Annotated in this window: 18 protein-coding genes; 10 read left to right on the top strand and 8 right to left on the bottom strand. The window is 69.5% G+C overall.

Annotated elements, in window-relative coordinates:
* Positions 1 to 9: 9 nt before the first annotated feature.
* Both AB0I35_RS19965 and AB0I35_RS19960 read left to right on the top strand, forming a co-directional pair.
* Positions 10 to 513 (top strand): methylated-DNA--[protein]-cysteine S-methyltransferase, encoded by a 504-nt coding sequence (locus AB0I35_RS19965; RefSeq protein ID WP_357397572.1) that lies wholly within the window; start codon positions 10 to 12, stop codon positions 511 to 513.
* A 132-nt stretch (positions 514 to 645) separates the two neighbouring features.
* Entirely contained in the window at positions 646 to 1266 is a 621-nt protein-coding gene (locus AB0I35_RS19960) for a hypothetical protein (RefSeq protein ID WP_357397571.1), read from the top strand.
* 27 nt (positions 1267 to 1293) lie between these two features.
* On the opposite strand, the gene AB0I35_RS19955 is transcribed toward AB0I35_RS19960, so the two are convergent.
* Positions 1294 to 1923 carry a helix-turn-helix domain-containing protein gene (locus tag AB0I35_RS19955; RefSeq protein ID WP_357397569.1) on the bottom strand — a complete coding sequence of 210 codons (630 nt, stop codon included), beginning with the start codon at positions 1921 to 1923 and terminating at the stop codon, positions 1294 to 1296.
* Between the two features lie 77 nt (positions 1924 to 2000).
* Here AB0I35_RS19955 and AB0I35_RS19950 point away from each other — a divergent pair, with 77 nt between their 5' ends.
* Positions 2001 to 3425 (top strand): MFS transporter, encoded by a 1425-nt coding sequence (locus AB0I35_RS19950; RefSeq protein ID WP_357397567.1) that lies wholly within the window; start codon positions 2001 to 2003, stop codon positions 3423 to 3425.
* 1 nt (position 3426) lies between these two features.
* On the opposite strand, the gene AB0I35_RS19945 is transcribed toward AB0I35_RS19950, so the two are convergent.
* Both AB0I35_RS19945 and AB0I35_RS19940 read right to left on the bottom strand, forming a co-directional pair.
* Entirely contained in the window at positions 3427 to 6960 is a 3534-nt protein-coding gene (locus AB0I35_RS19945) for an SMC family ATPase (protein WP_357397566.1), read from the bottom strand.
* Positions 6961 to 6973: 13 nt separating this feature from the next.
* On the bottom strand, positions 6974 to 8149 hold the full coding sequence (locus tag AB0I35_RS19940; protein ID WP_357397564.1) for an exonuclease SbcCD subunit D: 1176 nt from the start codon (positions 8147 to 8149) through the stop codon (positions 6974 to 6976).
* A gap of 122 nt (positions 8150 to 8271) precedes the next feature.
* Between AB0I35_RS19940 and AB0I35_RS19935 the strand changes: the two genes are divergently transcribed.
* The gene (locus AB0I35_RS19935; protein WP_067485693.1) at positions 8272 to 9420 is read left to right on the top strand and encodes a DNA recombination protein RmuC; all 1149 of its coding nucleotides are present in this window, start codon (positions 8272 to 8274) and stop codon (positions 9418 to 9420) included.
* Positions 9421 to 9471: 51 nt separating this feature from the next.
* Positions 9472 to 10293, top strand: coding sequence for a DUF6542 domain-containing protein (locus AB0I35_RS19930; protein ID WP_357397563.1), 822 nt, complete (start codon positions 9472 to 9474; stop codon positions 10291 to 10293).
* A gap of 52 nt (positions 10294 to 10345) precedes the next feature.
* Here the strand turns inward: AB0I35_RS19930 and AB0I35_RS19925 are convergent, their stop codons facing one another.
* Positions 10346 to 11347, bottom strand: coding sequence for a 4-hydroxy-3-methylbut-2-enyl diphosphate reductase (locus AB0I35_RS19925; RefSeq protein ID WP_357397562.1), 1002 nt, complete (start codon positions 11345 to 11347; stop codon positions 10346 to 10348).
* 104 nt (positions 11348 to 11451) lie between these two features.
* On the opposite strand from AB0I35_RS19925, the gene AB0I35_RS19920 reads away from it, so the two are divergent.
* The 3 genes from AB0I35_RS19920 to AB0I35_RS19910 all read left to right on the top strand — a co-directional run bounded on the left by AB0I35_RS19920 (position 11452) and on the right by AB0I35_RS19910 (position 13664).
* Complete coding sequence (locus AB0I35_RS19920; protein WP_357397561.1) at positions 11452 to 12048, top strand: lipid droplet-associated protein; 597 nt, start codon at positions 11452 to 11454, stop codon at positions 12046 to 12048.
* Positions 12049 to 12132: 84 nt separating this feature from the next.
* The gene (xseA, locus tag AB0I35_RS19915) at positions 12133 to 13413 is read left to right on the top strand and encodes an exodeoxyribonuclease VII large subunit (protein ID WP_357397560.1); all 1281 of its coding nucleotides are present in this window, start codon (positions 12133 to 12135) and stop codon (positions 13411 to 13413) included.
* Positions 13414 to 13415: 2 nt separating this feature from the next.
* Positions 13416 to 13664 carry an exodeoxyribonuclease VII small subunit gene (locus AB0I35_RS19910; RefSeq protein ID WP_067485990.1) on the top strand — a complete coding sequence of 83 codons (249 nt, stop codon included), beginning with the start codon at positions 13416 to 13418 and terminating at the stop codon, positions 13662 to 13664.
* A gap of 109 nt (positions 13665 to 13773) precedes the next feature.
* Here AB0I35_RS19910 and AB0I35_RS19905 read toward each other — a convergent pair whose 3' ends face one another.
* Complete coding sequence (locus AB0I35_RS19905) at positions 13774 to 14340, bottom strand: DUF4245 domain-containing protein (protein ID WP_357397559.1); 567 nt, start codon at positions 14338 to 14340, stop codon at positions 13774 to 13776.
* 128 nt (positions 14341 to 14468) lie between these two features.
* Here AB0I35_RS19905 and glpX point away from each other — a divergent pair, with 128 nt between their 5' ends.
* Positions 14469 to 15512 carry a class II fructose-bisphosphatase gene (gene glpX / locus AB0I35_RS19900; RefSeq protein ID WP_181696587.1) on the top strand — a complete coding sequence of 348 codons (1044 nt, stop codon included), beginning with the start codon at positions 14469 to 14471 and terminating at the stop codon, positions 15510 to 15512.
* Between the two features lie 112 nt (positions 15513 to 15624).
* On the top strand, positions 15625 to 17031 hold the full coding sequence (locus AB0I35_RS19895) for a class II fumarate hydratase (protein WP_357397558.1): 1407 nt from the start codon (positions 15625 to 15627) through the stop codon (positions 17029 to 17031).
* A 51-nt stretch (positions 17032 to 17082) separates the two neighbouring features.
* On the opposite strand, the gene AB0I35_RS19890 is transcribed toward AB0I35_RS19895, so the two are convergent.
* The 3 genes from AB0I35_RS19890 to AB0I35_RS19880 form a co-directional block, all read right to left on the bottom strand.
* Positions 17083 to 17937, bottom strand: coding sequence for an acyl-ACP desaturase (locus tag AB0I35_RS19890; protein WP_357397557.1), 855 nt, complete (start codon positions 17935 to 17937; stop codon positions 17083 to 17085).
* A gap of 72 nt (positions 17938 to 18009) precedes the next feature.
* On the bottom strand, positions 18010 to 18636 hold the full coding sequence (locus AB0I35_RS19885) for an esterase (RefSeq protein WP_357397556.1): 627 nt from the start codon (positions 18634 to 18636) through the stop codon (positions 18010 to 18012).
* A gap of 184 nt (positions 18637 to 18820) precedes the next feature.
* A complete protein-coding gene (locus AB0I35_RS19880) occupies positions 18821 to 20161 on the bottom strand; it encodes a PhoH family protein (RefSeq protein WP_357397642.1) in 1341 nt (446 codons plus the stop codon).
* Positions 20162 to 20188: the final 27 nt, after the last annotated feature.

Here is a 20188-nt window from a genome sequence, read left to right as displayed (position 1 = left end):
AGAGACATCATGACCATCACGCACGCCGACTACGCCACGGTCGGCACGCCGATCGGACCGTTCACCACCCTCGTCGACGCCGACGGCGCGGTCCTGGCGTCGGGCTGGACCGCCGACGCGACCGGGTTGGCCGGTCTGGTGCACACGAGCCTGCGACCGGCCGAACTGCGGCAACGGGATTCGCTGGGCGAGGTCACCCGCGCGGTCATCGACTACCACGCGGGCGATCTCACCGTGATCGACGCGGTGCCGGTGCGCCAGCGATCGGGTGAATTCCTCACGCACGCATGGGAAATCCTGCGCAAGGTGCCCGCGGGTGAGCCGGTCACCTACACCGAGTTCGCGGGGCTGGCCGGCCGGCCCGCGGCCACCCGGGCGGCGGCCAACGCCTGTGCGCGCAATGCGGCCGCGCTGTTCGTGCCGTGTCATCGGGTGCTGCGGATCGGCGGGGCGCTCGGTGGGTTCCGATGGGGGCTCGAGGCCAAGCGGTGGTTGCTCACGCACGAAGGATGAGGGTGCGCCGCGCGCTGCGGCTGGATGCATGTCGCCAAGTGCGAGTACTACGGCCCGGTGCCGCAATAAACCAGTCCAGTATTCGACAATTGGCACTTCCATAAGGGTCCAGTAGGGCGCACGATGGTGCGCATGCTTACTCGCCGCCTGGTCGCCCTGTATGTGGGCCTGTGGTTGTACGGGACGTCCATGGCGGTGATGATCCGCGCCGGGCTCGGTCTCGATCCGTGGGACGTCTTCCATCAAGGCGTCGCCGGGCACGTGCCGTTGAGTTTCGGAATGGTGACCGCGCTGACCGGCGTGGTCGTCCTGCTCGCCTGGATCCCGCTGCGGCAGCGACCGGGACTCGGCACCATCAGCAATGTGGTGGTGATCGGGGTGGCGGTGGATGTCGGCCTGTGGCTCATCCCGGCGGCGGAACAGCTGTGGCTGCGCGTGCTCGCCATGGTTGTCGCCGTGGTGGTGAATGCCGCCGCGACGGTTCTCTACATCGGCGCCGGAATGGGTCCAGGACCGCGCGATGGACTGATGACTGGCCTGGTTGCCCGGACCGGCTGGTCGGTGTGGACGATCCGCACCGGCATAGAAACGTCGGTGCTCGTCACCGGCTGGCTGCTCGGCGGCAGCGTGGGGATCGGCACCGTCGTGTACGCCTTCGGCATCGGACCACTGATCCAGCTGATGATCCCCTACCTCGACGGGCGGCTACCCGGGTTCGAACCGACGACCCGACCCGAACCCGTTCCCGCATAACGCCGGACCGCTTTCGGCAACCCCGGGTCAACCCTCGTCGAGCAGCTGCGCGACGAGCACCTCGGTGGCCCACCGCTGCCACTCCTGCGATGTCCACCCGCGCTCACCGACCAGCAGCCGGTAGGTTTCCGGCGCGGTGAGCGCCAGGGCGATATCGGCCGCGCGTTCCACCGACAGTCCTTCGCGCAGTGCGGCTTTCGTGACCAGCTCGGCGGCGAGCCGTTGCTGGACGATCAGCCGTTGCTCGACATTGGTTCGCCACATCTCGGCCAGCTCCGCATCCGTCGATGCCGCCGAACGCACCACCTCGAGCAACGGTGCGACCCGTGCCAGAATCTCGGCCGCCGCGACGACCTGTAACCGGATTTGTTCGCGCGCGGGTGCGGCCAGCGCCTCGGCGAACCACGGACGATCCATGGTGGCGATCGGCTCGGCATCGCCCGCGATGTCGGTGTCGAGCAATTCGACCAGGATCGCGCGCTTGTTCGCGAACGTGAAGTACAGCGACTGAACGGCCATGCCCGCCCGCTCGGCGATGGCCTTCATGGTGGTCGCCGCATACCCGCGTTCGATGAACAACTCCCGGGCCGCACTGAGCATGCGGGTTCGGTTCGCGGTGGTCTTCGCCGCGCGGACTCCTGCGGTGCTTTCACTCATGCCGAGCATCCTACTTGACTAGAGCGCAACTCTAGTGACACTCTCGCTAGAGTTACGCTCTAGTGAAAGGTGCGGTCATGTCCGACCCTGCTCCCACGGCCTCTCGGGATCGGTGGATCCTGCTGTTGATCACCGCCGTCGAACTCGTCGTCTTCCTCGACACCACCGTGCTCAACGTCGCGCTCCCGTCCATCGGCGCCGACCTCGGGCTCACCGAATCCGGACTCGGCTGGGTCACCAACGCCTACCTGCTCGCCTTCGGCGGTTGCCTACTGCTCGGCGGGCGAACGACCGATCTCGTCGGGCCGCGGCGCATGTTCACCCTCGGCCTCGGGGTGTTCACCCTGGCCTCGCTGATAGCCGGCCTCAGCCCGTCGGCCGCGCTCTTGATCGGAGCGCGTGCGGCGCAGGGTGTCGGTGCCGCGCTGCTGATTCCCGCCCAATTGGCGCTGCTCACAGCGATTTTCACCACGCCGGCCGCCCGCAATCGGGCCTTCGGGGTGTGGAGTGCGATGGGCGCGGCGGGCGCCGCGATCGGCACGGCCGTCGGCGGACCGCTCACCGACCTGTTCGGGTGGCCGTCGATCTTCCTGATCAACGTGCCGGTCGGTCTGCTGGCCCTGGTGGGGGTGGTGCTGCTGCCGGTCGACACCCAGCGGGTGGGCAGCGCGTTGCGTGAACTCGATCTGCCCGGCGCCGTCACCGCGACCACGGCACTGCTGCTGCTCGGCTACGGGATCGGCGCACTCGGCGAGCCGACGCCCGGCACGGGACCGGCCCTGATGCTCGCGGCGGGCGCTGTGCTGCTGGCGATCTTCGTGCTGACCCAGGCGCGCAGCCGCCACCCGTTGATGCCGCTCGAACTGTTCCTGGTCCGCCAGGTGAGTGGGTCGGCGGCGGTCAATTTCCTCGTCGGTGCCGCGCATGTGCCGGTGTTCGCCCTGGTCGCGCTGTATCTGCAACACACCCAGCACTACAGCCCGACCCTGTCCGGGTTGGCGGTGCTGCCGGTGGCGGTGGTCAATATCGTCATCTCGCGGACACTGCTGCCCGACCTGCTCGACCGGCTCGGTGCGCGCTGGGTGCTCACCGCCGGTCTGGCGCTGCAAGCGCTCGCCATGCTCTGGTTCGCCCGGCTCCCCGAGCACGCCGGATACCTCGTCGACATCCTGCCGGGAGCCGTCCTGCTCGGCATCGGGCTGCCTGCCGCGTTCGTCGGCGTCACCGCGCCCGCCGTCACCGCCGTCGGTGAATCCGCGGCGGGCACCGCGGCCGGGATCGTCAACACAGCGGGCCGGATCGGATCGGGTATCGGCGTCACCGCCCTGCTGCTGCTCGCCCAGGAAGTGACCGAATCCTCCACTGCCGCAGCGGGGAACGCCTACCGAGCGGGGTTGTCGGCAGCCTTCCTCGCGGCCGCCGCCCTCGCGGTGCTCGGTGCCGTCCTCGCCGCGACCGCGCTGCGCCCGACGCCCGCGAAGGAGGCGGCTGCGGTCGGGTAGGTCAGGCGACGGTGGTTTTCAGGTGGGAGCCGTTGCGGCCGCGTAGGACGTGGAGGCGGGTGGGGATGCGTTGGCGCATCTCGTCGACGTGGCTGACCACGCCGACTACGCGGCCACCGGCGCGCAGCTCGTCGAGGACGCCCATGACGGCATCGAGGGTGTCGGCGTCGAGACTGCCGAAACCCTCGTCGATGAACAGGGTGTCGAGGGTGAGGCCACCGGCTTCGGCGGCGACCACGTCGGCCAGGCCGAGCGCCAAAGCCAGTGAGGCCATGAAGGTTTCGCCGCCGGAGAGGGTTTTCGCCGATCGGATGGAGCCGGTGTAGTCGTCGCGCACGTCGAGCCCGAGCCCGCCGCGCCTGCCGCGCGGACCGGCCTTGTCCGAGTGGACGAATTCGTAACGGCCGCCCGACATCCGGCGCAATCGCACCGACCCTGCCACCGCCACTTCCTCGAGCCGCGCGGCAAGCACATAGGACCGCAACGACATTCGCCGATTGTTCTCGCCGCGCCCGGCGACCACCTCGGCCAATCCGGCCAGCTCGTCGAATTCTCGTTGCTTGGGTGCGATTCGGTCCACCTCACCCCAGAGCTGGGTACTCAGCTGTTCGAGCTGGGCGACGCGTTCGGTCGCCGCCGACTGCGCGGCGACCGCCGAAGTGAGCGCGTTCTGGGCCAGCGCGAATCGCTGCTCCCATTCGACCGGATCACCCGGAACCCGCTCGGCCACAGCCTGGATCCCCGGCTCGGCCAGCACTGCCTCGGCGTGCGCCCGCGCCCGGTCGGCGGCGGTGAGCTCGGCCTCGATCTCCGCCTGCTGCCGGGCTGTCCGAGCAGCCGCTCCGACGATCTGTGCACAGGCAGTGAGCAAGGCGATGTCGTCACGCGGCGCGACCGGCTCGTCCGCCTGCTCCGCATCGTCGGCCTCCTCCTCGAAGAGGTCGAACAGCGTCGGCATCACCGTGGCAGCCGCGTTCCGAGGCGTGCGAACCGGTGTTTCCGGTGTGTCGGACGTGTGATTCGCGGCCGGTACCTCGGGGGCCGACGCATCTCCGGGGAGGAATCCCGCTGCTGCCGCGAGGTTTTCGACCCGAGTGGCGATGCGGCTGACCGCTGTGCGGGCGGCGGATTCCGCGGTTCGGGCGTCACGCAGGGCGGTGGCCGCGGTGATGAGAGATTCGAGGCGGGCGGCGCGGGCATCGACGGAGGTGTCGGCGCCCGCCGCGGTGCGCAGGCGGGCGGTGAGTTCGTCGAGGCGGGTGCGGGTGGTGGCGATGTTGGCGGTGACGGTGCCGAGGCGGGCGTCGAGGTCGCGGGACTGCTCGTGCAGGGCCGACTCTTCGCTGCGCAGAGTTTCCAGGCGCGCGGTCAGGGCGGTCGCTTGGTTCGCGGTGTCGGTGGCGTCTTCGAAGCGATGCGTAGCGGTGCGGACGGCGTCGGCGAGGGTGACGGGGTCGGCAGCACCACCGCGTGCGGTGAGCGCTTCGATCTCGCGTTCCAGGGTGGCGATGCGCTGGGCGACTCGATCGCGTGCGGCCTCGGCGGTCTGCTCGGCGGCCACTGCGGCGTCTTCGGCGTCCTTGGACACGGCGTCGTCGGTCGGCTTGGCAGGTTCGGGATGCTCGGCGGAACCACAGACCGTGCACGGCGCACCATCGACCAACGCGCCCGCGAGCTCGGCGGCCATCCCCGCCAGGCGCCGCGAACGCAGGTCGAGCACCTGCTCCCGCGCATCGAGGTGGGCGCGGCGGGCCTCGTCGAGCTCGGCCTGCGCCCGGTCCAGCGCCGGTCGCTTGGTGGTCAATTCGACGGCAGCGGCAGCCGAGTCCTGCCATTTCGACAGCTCGTTGCGCAACCCCGGCAGCGCCGCAGCGGCATCGGTCGCCTCCCGCAACTGCTCCTGCGCCGAGGCGATCATCGCGGGCAGTTCCTCGCGCCGTCGCGCCAGCTCCCCGGCCCGCCGCGTCAACCGTTCGGCTTCCGCCTCGTGCGCCCTGAGATCCCCCGCCAGCTGCCTTGCGGTCACCGCCTCGGCCCGGACCTCGCCCAGCACGCCGATCAGCGCGTTCCACCGACTGACAGCCCCGTCGAGATCTCCCGCGACATCCCGCACCGGACCAGCCGCGACGCCCACTGACGACGCGTCGCGCACGCCACCGGCGTTCGCACCATGCACGCCACGGCCGTTCGCACCGCTGCGGTGGTCGGTCTCACCATCGGTATCAGTCGAGCGCGGCCGGACCGACCGCACGTCCTGTTCACGCGAACCGTCGAGCGAAGACGCCATCGGGTCCTCGAGGTGATGGCTCGAGCCGACAGCGGCGACACCCTCAGCTTGCCCTGACCCGTCGACCGTCGAGCGCGCATCCGCAACGTGCGGACGACGATCGGAAGCCGTACCCGCGTCCGATCGCGGGTTCTGTCGGGTCTCATCGGGCTCGTCGGTGATCACGGTCAGCAGGTCGAGACCGGGTAGGTCGGCAGCGGCTTCGGCGCGGAGTTGGGTAGCCAGTTCGGTGGCGGCGGCGCGCGTGGCGGTTTCGGCGCGGCGCAGGTCGCGGACGACGGTCCGGGCCTCGTCGATGGCCTGGACGACCGGTTCGGCGCGACGAGCCTGGTCGAGTTCGCGTTCCAGGTCCGCGCGGTGGGGGGCGGCAGCGGTGTAGGCCTCGAGTTCGGACCTGGCCGCCCGCATCCGGGCATGGAGTTCGGTGACGCGGCGCTGCTCGTCGGCTTCGGCGCGGGCGGCGTCGGACTCCTTCTGGCGCAGTTCGGTGTTCGCGATGGCCTCGGCCAGTTCGTGGCGGGCCGTGGAGAGCAGATCCTGCGACCAGCTCACCGCGTCGGGCAGCCCGACCGATTCCGCGCCGCCGTACCCGGCCGCCATTCCCACCTTCGTGATGAGCCGGTCGATGCCCTGTCTCAGCACCCCGAGTTCGGCTTCGGCGGTGCGTCTGCGATCGGCCAGCCACCGCTCGGCCGTGCCGAAACGCTGTGTGTCGAAGAGCTTTTCGAGCAGCTTCTCGCGATCCTCGTTCTCCGCCCGCAGGAATCGCGCGAAATCGCCCTGCGGGAGCAGCACCACCTGGAAGAACTGGTCGGCGCTCATGCCGAGCAACCGCAGCACCTCGTCGCCGATATCGGTGATGCGCGAGAGGTTTTCGCCGCTGCCGTCGAGCCAGGTGAGTGTGGCCTTGGGCTGGGAGACCCGGGTGCCGGATCCGTCGCGCTTGGGTCGTTCGAACTCGGGCACGCGCGTCAGTCGCAGCTTGCGACCGCCGAGGGTCGCCTCGAGGCTCACCTGTGGTGGGGTGAGCCGGTCGGCGTGGTCGGAGTGCAGGCGTTTGCTCTCACCGCGCGCACCGGGCACCTTGCCGTAGAGCGCGAAGGCGATGGCGTCGAGAACCGTGGTCTTGCCCGCGCCGGTGTGCCCGTGCAGCAGGAACAGCCCGTCGGCGCCGAGCTCGTCGAAGTCGACGACCGTGGTGTCGGCGAAGGGGCCGAACGCGGTCATCTCCAGCCGGTGCAGTCTCACGCGGCGTCCCCGGTCACGCCGACAGCTCCGACGTCAACGGTTCCCGGCTCGGCGGATCGGGCTCGCTCACCGCGGCGGCCAGAGCTCGTTCCACCCATGCCAATTCCCCCTCGGTCGGTTCCCCACGCACATCGGACAGGAAGCTCGCGGCCACCTCGGTGTCGCGGCGACCGTGCACTCGCTCGCGATACCGCAACTCCGGATTGCCTTCCGGGCGAACCCATTCCACGTGCACGGCATGCGGAAACCGCTCCCGCAGCTTGCGCATGGGGTCGACCGGGCGCGCGGTGTCGGTGAGCGTGGCCGACACGTAATGCTCGACCGCACCCAGATGCTCGTCGGCGGTGAGTAGTTCCTCGAGCGTGCCGGTGAGTCTACTGAGTCCCCGCACCAGCGGCAGATCGTGACGGCGTACCTCGGCCAGCCCGTTCTCGTCCAGGTCGAGGATCCACACCGCCTTGCGATGCGAGCTCTCGCCGAACGAATACGGCAACGGAGAACCGCTGTAGCGCACCGACTCCGACAGGGTCTGCGGCGAGTGCAGGTGCCCCAGCGCCACATAGTCGATGCCGTCGAAGGCCGCCATCGACACCGTCTCCACCCCACCGACCGAGATCGACCGCTCCGACCCGGTGGCCGCCCCGCCGACGACGAACGCGTGCGCGAGCACCACCGACCGAGCCCCCGGCCGCCCCTCCAGATCGGCATTGATCCGCGCCATCGCCGCCTGCAGGATCTCCTCGTGCGAGCGCGCCTGCGGCACACCGAGTTCGGCGCGGGTGATCTCCGGCTCCAGGTACGGAATCCCGTAGAACACCACTTCACCGTGGCTGTCGGCGAGACGGACGGATTTGTCGACATCGGCGACCCGCGTGCACAGATGCAGCCCACCAGCGGCCGCGAAGCTCGCGCCCGCACCGAGGCGGGCGGGCGAATCATGGTTGCCGGAGGTGGCGATGATGGTCGCCCCCGCGGCGCGGATGGCTTCGAAACCACGGTTGCACACCGCGATCGCGTCGGCCCCGGGAATGGAGCGGTCGTAGATGTCGCCGGGAACCACCACCACGTCGACGGATTCGGCGGCGACCAGGTCGGCGACGGCCGTGAGTGCGCGCGCCTGATCCGACAGCAGGTCGACACCGTGGAAGGTGCGCCCGATGTGCCAATCGGAGGTGTGCAGGATCCGCATGCCGCGAACCGTAGGCCAGTGCACCGACAGAATTCAATCGACGCACTACAACCGTGTCATTTCGCCGACACGGTTGCCCGGGGATTGCGAACTTGTCGGTGCCCTCGGGCAGTATCGCCGCCATGACCGCTTCGATGCTCGTCGCGCTCGTCCTGGTTTTCGCCGCAGGCCTCGGTCTCGGCTGGTTGGGCCATGCGGCCCGCGGCGGGCAACGCGCCGCGGTCGCCGAGGCCCGGCTCGCCGCCGCCGAGGACAACCAGCGGTTGCTCCAACAGTCGTTGCGTGCGGCGAACGAGGATGCCGCACGCAGGCATTCGGCCGCCGTCGGCGCGCTGGTCGACCCGCTGCGCGACGCGGTCGGCGCGCTCGAACAGCAGATCCGGCAGGTGGAGCACCATCGCATCGACGCCTATTCGGGTCTGCGCGAACAGGTCGCGGGGATGCAGCGCACCTCGCATCGGCTCTCCGATCAGACCGGGCAACTCGTCGCCGCGCTGCGCGCACCACAGGTACGCGGACGCTGGGGTGAGATCCAGCTCGAACGGGTCGTGGAACTGGCGGGCATGACAAGGCACTGCGATTTCGACACCCAGGTCACCCGGGCGGGCGGCGACGACCGGGGCGCGGTGCGACCCGACCTGGTCGTGCGCCTGGCGGGCGGCAGGCACATCGTCGTCGACGCGAAGGTTCCCTTCACCGCCTACCTGGACGCGGCGACCAGTGAGGATCCGGGCGAGCGCACCCGATTACTGACCAGGCACGCCAAGCAGCTGCGCGCCCACGTCGACCAGCTGGCCGACAAGGCGTACTGGGCGGCCTTCGACCCGGCGCCGGAGTTCGTGGTGCTGTTCGTCCCCGGCGACCCCTTCCTCGACGCGGCCCTGACCACCGATGCCGAGCTGCTCGAGTACGCGTTCGGCCGGAACGTGATCCTCGCGACGCCGACCACGCTCATCGCCCTGCTGCGCACGGTCGCGTTCAGCTGGCGTCAGGAAGCCCTCTCGCGCGATATGGCAACGGTGCAGCAATTGGGCAAGGAGCTCTACACCCGCATCGGCAAGGTCGCCGAACACCTCGACACCCTCGGCCTGAATCTCGGTAAGGCCGTAGCGGCTTTCAACGCCGCCGTCGGCTCGGTGGAGTCGCGGGTGCTGGTCACCGCGCGCCGGATGCACGATCTCGGCATCGCCGATCAGGAGCTCCCGGCAATCCGGCTCGCCGAGACCCGGCCCAGGGTGGTGGCCTTCGCCGACGCCGAGGATCGCCGCTGAGTTCTCCGTGCCGCGACCGCAACACGGTCGTCATGCGGTTAGTGTCATAGGGTGGCTGCTTCCCAACGTGCGCGACCCCGGGTGCCCGCGCCGCAACGTTCGATCATGCCCTCGGTGCCCGGCATCGCCGCGTGGGCGGCGATCGCGCTCGCCGTCGGCGCGACGACGCTCGGCTTCCTGATCGACGCGCTGGGCGACGAAGACTTCCCGACCACCACGTTCTCGGTGTTCTATGTGCTCGGGTGTGTGCTCGCGGTCTGCGCGGTGCGGGCTCGTGGCCTGTTCGCCACCATGGTGATGCCGCCGCTGCTGCTGTTCGTCGCTGTTCCGGTGGCCTGTCAGCTGCTCGGCGGCCGTAGCACCACGTCCATCAAGGACGTGCTGATGAACCTGGTCATCCCGCTGGTCGAACGCTTCCCGACGATGGCGCTGGCCACCCTGCTCGTCGCCGTGATCGGTGGCGTCCGGATCGCCCTCGCCAAGCGAGCGCCCGCCACGGCGCGACCGGCGACGGAACGGCGAAGCGCCCGCAAGACCACCAGCCGTCGCCCCGAACCGTCGGCCCGGAACCTGGCCGAGGCCGCGCGCAAGCGGCCGCGGCGGACCGGCCTCCTCGACGACCCGGATACCGAGGTCGATCTGTCGAGCCCGGCGCGTCGCCCGGCGCGCGGCGCCGACCCGAAACGCGCGCCGACCGCCGCACGCACCCGAGAGCCGCGTACGCCACGCGCGGCAGCGGCCCCGCGCGAACCCGAACCGGCCCGCACGAGTCGCAGGCGCGGCGACGCACCACCGCATCCGCAGCCGAACGTGCGCTACCGCGATCGCGCCGATTCCGCCCGCACCGAACGGCGGCGCCCCGACAGCCTCTGAACACACGAAAATCCCCGCCGCGATCCTGGAAGCGGCGGGGATTTCTCGTCTGTCAGCGACGCGCGGGACGCAGCTCGCGCGGCAGGGAGAACACCAGTGTCTCGTTGGCCGTGGTCACCGGCTGCACCTCGCCGAAGCCGTGCTCGGCGAGCAGGTCGAGCACACCGGTCACGAGGATCTCCGGTACCGACGCGCCCGAGGTGACGCCGACGGTCCGCACGCCGTCGAGCCAGGCCGGGTCGATCTCGCGGGCGTAGTCGATCAGATGCGCGGCCCGCGCACCCGCGCCGAGCGCCACCTCGACCAACCGCACCGAGTTCGAGGAGTTGCGCGAACCGACGACGATCACCAGATCACATTCCGGCGCCATCGCCTTCACCGCGGTCTGGCGGTTGGAGGTGGCGTAGCAGATGTCGTCGCTCGGCGGGTCCTGCAGGGTCGGGAACCGCTGACGCAGCCGCTCGACGGTCTCCATCGTCTCGTCGACCGACAGCGTGGTCTGCGACAGCCAGATCACCTTCGCCGGATCGCGCACCGTCACCCGGTCCACGGAGTCGGGGCCGTCGACGAGCTGCACGTGCCGCGGCGCCTCACCGGCGGTGCCCTCGACCTCCTCGTGGCCCTCGTGCCCGATCAGCAGGATGTCGTAGTCGTCGCGGGCGAAGCGCTTGGCCTCCTGGTGCACCTTGGTGACCAGCGGGCAGGTGGCGTCGATGGTGCGCAGGTTGCGTTCGGCGGCGGTCTCGTGCACGGTCGGCGCGACGCCGTGCGCGGAGAACACCACCAGCGCGCCCTCGGGCACCTCGTCGGTCTCGTCGACGAAGATCACCCCGCGCTCACGTAAGGTCTCGACCACGTGCCGGTTGTGCACGATCTCCTTGCGCACATAGATCGGCGCGCCGTGCTGTTCCAAAGCCTTCTCGACCGTCTCGACAGCACGATCGACGCCTGCGCAGTACCCGCGCGGCTCGGCCAGCAGCACGCGCTTGGCACCGGCATCCGCCGCGCTCGCCGAGCGCGTGATACCGACGTTCAAGGGGATTGCCGAGGTCATACTGCACAGCTTACGTGCGTGGCCAGGACCGCCCGAAGGGGCATAGATCACATCAGGGTGGTCGGGATCTTTGCATCACAGCCGCTTTGCGGCAGGCTGGGACCATGTTTCGACCTCCGTTTCTGGCTCGGGTCGCCGCCGGCGCCGCCGTATACGCCTTAGAAGAGACCCGGCGGCTGCCCGTCGCCGCGGTCCAATTCCCGATCACCGCCATCAGTCGCGTGCTGCAGACGACCATGCACGTGCAGCAGTTCGTCACCAGCCTCGCGCTCAAGGGTGACGCCGTGTTCGAGCGGCTCGGCTCGCCCGCGCAGGAGCAGCCGGAGTGGGCGACCTTCGACGAGGATCTCGCGCCCGCCGCCACGACCAACGGTCACGCCAGCAAGTTCGACCTGTTCGCCGAGGACGCTCCCCGGTCCCAGACCAACGGTCAGGCCGTCCCCGCGTCGCTGCTGGTGCTCGAGACCGAGAACGAGACCGTCGAACCCGCCGCCGAGGAAGCGCCCGAGGAGGTCGAGGCACCCGAGGTCGCCATCCGCTACGACTACCCCTCGATGACGCTGGCCCAGCTGCGCGCCCGCCTGCGCATGCTCGGCGTCGAGGAGCTCGAGCAGCTGCTGGCCTTCGAGCAGCAGACCCGCGCCCGCGCACCGTTCGTCACCATGCTCACCAACCGCATCGCCACCGTGCAGGCCAAGTAGCGACACTCCCGCTTCGAGGCGGCCGCGATCCGATGGGACGCGGCCGCCTTTTCGTTTGTCGGTGCCCTCCCGTAGAACTGACATATGACTCAGGACGGCACCGGCACCGCGGCCGCACCGGCGAATTCGGCGGAGCAGCCGTATCCCGTGCGTTCGGTGGCGATCAAGGTCGCCCAATGGATCGAGCGCCTCGGCAGCATCTGGGTGGAGGGGCAGGTCACCCAGATCAATCTGCGCCCCGGTACGCGCACCGCGTTCCTCGTCCTGCGTGACACCTCGGTCGACATGTCGCTGTCGATCACCTGCGACCCGGATCTGTTGCGCCGCCTGCCCGTTCCGCTCACCGAGGGCAGCCGAGTGGTGGTCTACGGCAAGCTGCAGTTCTTCACCGGGCGCGGCACGATCTCGTTGCGTGTCACCGAGATTCGCGCGGTCGGCATCGGTGAGCTGCTGGCCAGGATCGAACGACTGAAGGCGCTGCTCACCGCGGAGGGCCTGTTCGATCCGCGGCTCAAGCGGCCGCTGCCGTTCCTGCCCGCCTCGGTCGGCCTGATCACCGGACGGGCGAGCGCGGCCGAGCGCGATGTACTCAGTGTCGCTCAAAAGCGTTGGCCCGCAGTACGTTTCGTCATCCGCAATACCGCGGTGCAGGGCCCGAGCGCGGTGCCGCAGATGCTGGAGGCGTTACGCGAGCTCGACGGCGACGTGGACGTCATCGTGATCGCCCGCGGCGGTGGCAGCACCGAAGACCTGCTGCCGTTCTCCGACGAAGCCCTGTGCCGGGCTGTCGCGGCGGCGCGCACCCCGGTGGTGAGCGCGATCGGTCACGAACCCGACAACCCGCTGCTCGACCTGGTCGCCGACCTGCGCGCGGCCACCCCGACCGATGCCGCCAAGCGCATCGTGCCCGACGCGGCCGCCGAACTGGCCGGTGTCCGGGAGATGCGCGCCCGGTCGGCGGCCGCACTGCGCGGCTGGGTGCAGCGCGAAGCCTCGGCCCTTGCCCAGCTGCGCTCACGTCCGGTGCTGGCCGACCCGCTGCGCGAGCTGGCACACCGCCACGACGAGGTCGAACGCTTACGCACCGCCTCGCGCCGCTGCATCGACCAGTCGCTGCGCACCGAGTCGACGCGAACCACGCATCTGCGCGAGAAGCTCACGGCGGTCGGCCCGGCCGCGACCCTGGCCCGTGGCTACGCTGTCGTGCAGCGCGTCGCCGGGCCCGAACGCCACGTCGTCCGGGAGATCGACGACGCACCCGCGGGCAGTCAGCTGCGGATTCGCGTCGGGGACGGCGCGATCACCGCCGCCGCCCTCGGCACCACGCGCCTGACCCCGCAGAACACCGACGAGAAGAGGAAGTGACCGTGGCCGACGCCGGTTCCGACAACACCGACACCCTGGCCGAGATCGCGACCTTCGGCTACGAACGCGCCCGCGACGAACTCGTCAACGTGGTGAAGATGCTCGAACAGGGCGGCCTCGATCTCGACGACTCGCTTGCCCTGTGGGAACGCGGCGAAGCCTTGGCCGCCCGCTGCGAACAGCACCTCGCGGGCGCCCGTAAGCGCGTAGAGGACGCGTTGTCGCGCGCCGACCTGGACGCCGACGGCTAGGCCAGTCCACCGAACAGCGGACTCGACCGGTCCGACCGCTGACGACTTCTCCGCAGCGGCCTGCCGAACCCCTTGCTCGACCCGGTCACTCCGGCCGAACTGCCTCGACCTACTTCGCGAGCGGCTGCGCCGCGGTGACCGCCTGCGCGAGCGTGGTGAACGCGGCCTCGTTGCCCGCGCCGGTGATCAGGATGCGGACCGAACCCATGTCGGCGATCCAGGCGGATTCCTCGGTCGGCTCGGTATAGACGACCCACTTCTGCCCGGCGATGTCCTGGGTTCCGGTGGGATAGCGCGACCCGAGTACGTGCCGTGACAGCGCCTCCTCGGTGGCGCTGCTCTGCGAATACCGCATGTAGGTGCCCTGCGGGGTGATGTAGCCGACCGTGCTCACCGGCCCGCCACCGGCGATGCTGATGTTCTCGCGGCTACCGGAGTTCGACACCCAACCCTCCGGCAAGGCCGGTTGACGGATCGGGAACGGCATCGATTTCGCGTCCGAGCGCAGCGCGGCGCCCGCGTCGAAGAACGGGATCTGCCCCTGGGTCGGGCCGTTGGTCGCCACCGTGCACTGGCTGGCCGCACCCGCCAGCACGACCGCGATCAGCACCAACGGAATCAGCGACCAGAACAGATCGCGGTAGTCGTTGAAGATGCGGTGCTTGGTCTGGGCCACGACTACCAGTATCCACTCGGCCCCTGACCTGGCCGCTCAGGGGTCGCGCCGGGAGGTCGTGCACGACCGTGCAGGTTCGTAATGCGACAATTGCCCCCGTATCACCAACGCCAAGGAGGCACTCCGCAATGACGGCATCTTCGCCCGCCCCCAGCCGCCGCGAGGCACCCGACCGGAACCTCGCCCTCGAGCTGGTACGTGTCACCGAGGCAGGAGCGATGGCCGCGGGCCGCTGGGTCGGCCGCGGAGACAAGGAAGGCGGCGACGGTGCGGCCGTCGACGCCATGCGTCAGCTGGTCAGCTCGGTGTCCATGAAGGGCATCGTCGTGATCGGCGAGGGCGAGAAGGACGAAGCGCCGATGCTGTACAACGGCGAAGCGGTCGGTGACGGCACCGGCCCCGAGGTGGACTTCGCGGTCGACCCGATCGACGGAACCACCCTGATGTCCAAAGGCTCGCCCGGCGCCATCTCGGTGCTCGCGGTCGCCGAGCGCGGCGCCATGTTCGACCCGTCGGCCGTGTTCTACATGCACAAGATCGCCGTCGGCCCCGACGCCGCGGGTTCGATCGACATCACCGCCCCGATCGGCGAGAACATCCGCCGCGTCGCCAAGGCCAAGCAGTCCTCGGTATCCGACCTGACCGTGTGCATCCTGGACCGCCCCCGGCACGCCGAGATCATCGAGCAGACCCGCGCGGCGGGCGCGCGTATCCGCCTGATCTCCGACGGTGACGTCGCCGGTGCCATCGCCGCGGCGCGCCCGGAGTCCGGCGTCGACATCCTGGTCGGCATCGGCGGCACCCCCGAGGGCATCATCGCCGCCGCCGCGCTGCGCTGTCTCGGCGGCGAACTGCAGGGCATGCTCGCCCCCAAGGACGACGAGGAACGCCAGAAGGCGATCGACGCGGGTCACGACCTGGACCGCGTGCTCTCGACCACCGATCTCGTCTCCGGCGAGAACGTCTTCTTCTGCGCCACCGGCGTCACCGACGGTGACCTGCTGCGCGGTGTCCGCTACTTCGGTGGCGGGGCCTCGACCCAGTCGATCGTGATGCGGTCGAAGTCGGGCACCGTCCGCATGATCGACGCCTACCACCGTCTCACCAAGCTGCGCGAGTACTCCTCGGTCGACTTCGACGGCGACGACAGCGCCAACCCCCCACTGCCGTGACGTAGACGAGAGCCCCGGAATCCCCGGGGCTCTTTCTATTCCTGCCGACGGTGTGGGATTTTGCGCGGGTGTGGGAGCCCCATTCCCGGGGTTCTCGTCCTAGTGTCGAGGTATGGCTGACGACGACGCGCAGTACCGCATCGAGCACGACACCATGGGGGAGGTTCGCGTCCCCGTCGACGCCCTGTGGCGGGCGCAGACGCAGCGGGCGGTGGAGAACTTCCCGATCAGTGGGCGCGGGCTCGAACGGGCACAGATTCGGGCGCTCGGGCTGCTGAAAGCCGCGTGCGCCCAGGTGAACAAGGATCTCGGGCTGCTCGATCCGGTGAAGGCCGAGGCGATCATCGCGGCGGCGAACGAGATCGCCGACGGCCGTCACGACGATCAGTTCCCGATTGACGTGTTCCAGACCGGTTCGGGTACCAGTTCGAACATGAACGCCAACGAGGTGATCGCGTCGATCGCGGCGCGGGGCGGCGTCACCGTGCACCCCAACGACGACGTGAACATGTCGCAGTCGTCCAACGACACCTTCCCCACCGCCACCCACCTGGCCGCCACCGAGGCCGTGATCGCCGAACTCGTTCCCGCACTGGAGCATCTGCGTCTCGCGCTGCTGGACAAGTCGCAGCAGTGGCACACCGTCGTGAAGTCCGGCCGCACCCACCTGATGGACGCGGTACCGGTGACGCTCGGCCAGGAATTCGGCGGATACACCCGCCAGATCCAGGCCGGTATCGAACGCATCATGGCCACTCTTCCGCGTCTGGGTGAGCTGCCCATCGGCGGCACCGCGGTCGGCACCGGCCTCAACGCGCCCGCCGGATTCGGGGCGAAGGTCGTCGCGGAACTGGTGCGCGCCACCGAGATCGATGCCCTGCGCGAGGCGCGCGATCACTTCGAGGCCCAGGCCGCCCGCGACGGGCTCGTCGAGGCCTCGGGTGCACTGCGCACCATCGCGGTGAGTCTCACCAAGATCGCCAACGACATCCGCTGGATGGGTTCGGGCCCGCTCACCGGCCTCGGCGAACTGCAGCTCCCCGACCTGCAGCCGGGCAGTTCGATCATGCCCGGCAAGGTGAATCCCGTACTGCCCGAAGCGGTTACCCAGGTGGCGGTGCAGGTGGTCGGCAACGACGCGGCGATCGCCTTCGGCGGCGCGAGCGGTGCGTTCGAGCTCAACGTCTACATCCCGGTGATGGCCCGCAACCTGCTCGAGTCGATTCGCTTGCTGGCCAACGTCTCCCGTTTGTTCGCCGACAAGTGCATCAGCGGGCTCGTGGCGAACGAGGAGCACTTGCGCACCCTCGCCGAGTCGTCGCCGTCGATCGTCACCCCGCTGAACTCCGCCATCGGCTACGAGGAAGCGGCCGCGGTCGCCAAACAGGCACTGCGCGAGAAGAAGACGATCCGCCAGACCGTCATCGATCGTGGCCTCACCCCGGACAAGCTCAGCGTCGAGGAACTCGACCAGAAGCTGGACGTGCTCGCGATGACCAACGTCGACCGGAAGTCCTGAGACAGCACGACGGCCGCCACCTGGGAAGGTGGCGGCCGTCGTGGGAACAGATCAGGCCAGGTGCGTGAGTTCCGCGCGAGCCTTTTCGCCTTCTTCGCCGAGGTCGGTGCGGGTGAAGATGTTCCAGCGCTGCAGCAGCGGCTTGAACACCAGCTCGCCTTCCTTGGCGGGGTCGTAGATGCCCGCTTCGGCCAGGGCTTCGTCGCTGGAACCGCCGCCGGGCAGGTCGACCTGCGGCACCCGGAACGCGGCGACCTGGTCGGCGATCGCGCGCACACCCTGATCGGGGACCAGGTCGAGCGCGGCGGAGACGAGGACGGCGAAGAACTCGGCCTGCAGTTCGTCGTCGACGGCCAGCTTCTCGGCCATCGCGGTGACGATCGGGTTCTCACCGAGGGCGGCGGTGTTGCGGTGCCGGATCGCGGCCGCGGCCTCTTCGAAGGCGCAGGTGGCCAGCACGTCGATGAGGTGCAGCGGCGGCCGGTTGAAGCCGGCGGTCATGTGCGCCATCCGCGCCCGCTCCAGCGCGACGGGGTCGACCGCGCGGGTGAGCATCAGGTAGTTGCGGAGCATGATCTCGTGGCGGTTCTCCTCCGCCGTCCACCGGCCGACCCAGCGCCACCACGGCCCGGTACGCAGGTACTTGCCCAGCTCCCGGTGGTAGGAGGGCAGGTTGTCGGCGACGAGCACGCTCACCGTGAGCGCCAGCTTGGCGGTCTCACTGAGATCGGACTGGTCCGGCGCCCAGTCGGTGCCGCCGAGGAAGGCGAAGTTGCGCCCGTCCGACCACGGCACGAGGTCGTGCGGCTGCCAACCCTCGGCCGCGTCGATGTGCCGGTTCAGGTTCGTTTCCACCACATCGGCGAGCGCGTCCAGCAGTTCGCGGTCGGTCAAAGTTTTCTGCACGCAGCCAACCTAGTACTTCGCCGTCGGGCGCGGGGACCCAAGGGGTGAACCGGTCCCCGCGCCGCGGCGCGGTTACTTCGGGGTGACGGTGGTCTGGCCGCCGACCCAGGTGATGGTTCCGCCGGTGAAGTCGCTCTGCTTGCCGCCGGGGATGTCCTTCTCGTCGCTGGTCGGGTAGCCGAGGGTGCCGTTGGCGCCGCCGTTCTCCTCCCAGGCCTCACGGATCTCGCCCCACACGATGTGGGCGCCGGTCTCGGGGCTCCAGTAGACGGTGCCGCCCTCGAAGTCCTGGTACTGGCCGCCGTTGGGGCCCGATTCCTGGGCTTCCTCCGGCGCGCCGAGCGGGCTGGCGGCGCCACCGGCGGCGACGTACTTCTTGTACACCTCGCCGGAGACGGTGATGTCGCCGTTGGGGCCGGAGATGGTGGTCGACTCGCCCGCGGCGGTCGCGGTCGAGGTGGCGCTCCCGGTGCCCTCCCCGGCCTCGGTGGTCGCCGTGGCCGACCCGTCGGTGTGGTCGGCGTGGTCGGTGGTCGTCTCCGAACCGGCCCCGCCGGGCAGGGTGGTGATCACGCTGGAGATGGCCGAATCGACCTTGTCGTTGCTGTCGTCGTCGCCGCAACCCGCGGCGAGCAGCAGTCCGGTGGCGGCGACCAAGGCGGCGCCTCCGGCGGCGGTACGTCGAGCGAAGTGGTTCATATCCATCCTCTCGCGAGTGGCCCCCCGGGGGCACCGCCCCGGACATGGAGCCTGGCCGACATCCGCAACGGCCCGGCAGAACAGTGTTCGCCGAGCCGTTGCTGGAAAGGTGTCGCCGCGGATAATACCCACAGTTCGCCGATATCAAACGGATTCGGGCCGGTGACGCGGCCCGATTGCCCGATTACGCGTTGGGACCGTACTCCTCGAGCATTTCGGTGACGAGCGCCGCGATCGGCGACCGCTCACTGCGGGTGAGCGTGATGTGCGCGAAAAGCGGGTGCCCCTTGAGCTTTTCGATCACCGCGGCCACACCGTCGTGCCTGCCGACGCGCAGATTGTCACGCTGGGCCACATCGTGGGTGAGCACCACCCGCGATCCGGTCCCGAGCCGGCTCAACACGGTGAGCAGCACATTGCGTTCCAGCGACTGCGCCTCGTCGACGATCACGAACGAATCGTGCAGCGACCGGCCACGGATGTGGGTCAGCGGCAACACCTCGAGCATGTCGCGGCTGAGCACCTCGTCCATCACCTCGCGGCTGGCCAGCCCGTCGAGCGTGTCGAAAACCGCCTGGGCCCAGGGGCCCATCTTCTCGCTCTCCGAACCGGGCAGGTAGCCGAGTTCCTGCCCGCCCACCGCGTACAGCGGACGGAACACCACCACCTTGCGCTGGGTGCGCCGCTCGAGCACCGCCTCGAGCCCGGCGGTCAGCGCGAGCGCCGACTTACCCGTGCCCGCACGGCCACCCATCGACACGATGCCGATGCTCTCGTCGAGCAGCAGGTCCAGGGCGATGCGCTGTTCGGCCGAGCGACCGTGCAACCCGAAGGCCTCACGTTCGCGCACCAACTGCACCCGCTTGTCGGCGGTGACCCGTCCCAGCGCGCTGGAGCTGCTGCCGAGCAACCGGATTCCGGTGTGGCAGGGCAGTTCCCGTGCCTCGTCGAGGTCGATCACCGACTCGCTGTAGAGCTGGTCGATCTGGGAGCCCGCGACATCGAGTTCGACCATGCCGCTCCAGCCGGAGGTGACCACGTCCTGGGCGTGGTATTCGTCGGCTGCCAAGCCGACCGCGCTGGCCTTGACCCGCAACGGGATGTCCTTGGAGACCAGCACCACGTCCTCGCCCTCGGCGGAGAAGTTCAGCGCACAGGCCAGGATGCGGGAATCGTTGGTCTCGGAGCGGAATCCGGCGGGCAGGACCGAGGCATCGGTGTGATTGAGCTCCACCTGCAAGGTGCCGCCCTCGGTGCCGATGGGCAGCGGCTGATCGAGCCTGCCGTGCTGCATGCGCAGGTCGTCGAGCATGCGCAGAGCTTCCCTGGCGAACCAGCCGAGCTCGTGGTGGTGCCGTTTGGCCTCCAGCTCGCTGATCACGACCAGCGGCAGGATCACCCGATGTTCCCCGAAGCGGGTCACAGCCCAGGGGTCGGACAGCAGGACAGAGGTGTCGACGACGAAAGTCTTCAGACCGGAACGCGCGAGGCGAGCCCCTTTCTTCGAGGCCGAGGCCGTGTGCATCGCGTGAGCGGAAACGGAGCGTGCAGC

It is taken from the genome of Nocardia sp. NPDC050378 (assembly GCF_040655675.1).
Lineage (GTDB): Bacteria > Actinomycetota > Actinomycetes > Mycobacteriales > Mycobacteriaceae > Nocardia > Nocardia coubleae.
The sequence above is the reverse complement of the archived record's forward strand: the minus strand, read 5'-3'. Positions and strand labels throughout refer to the sequence as shown.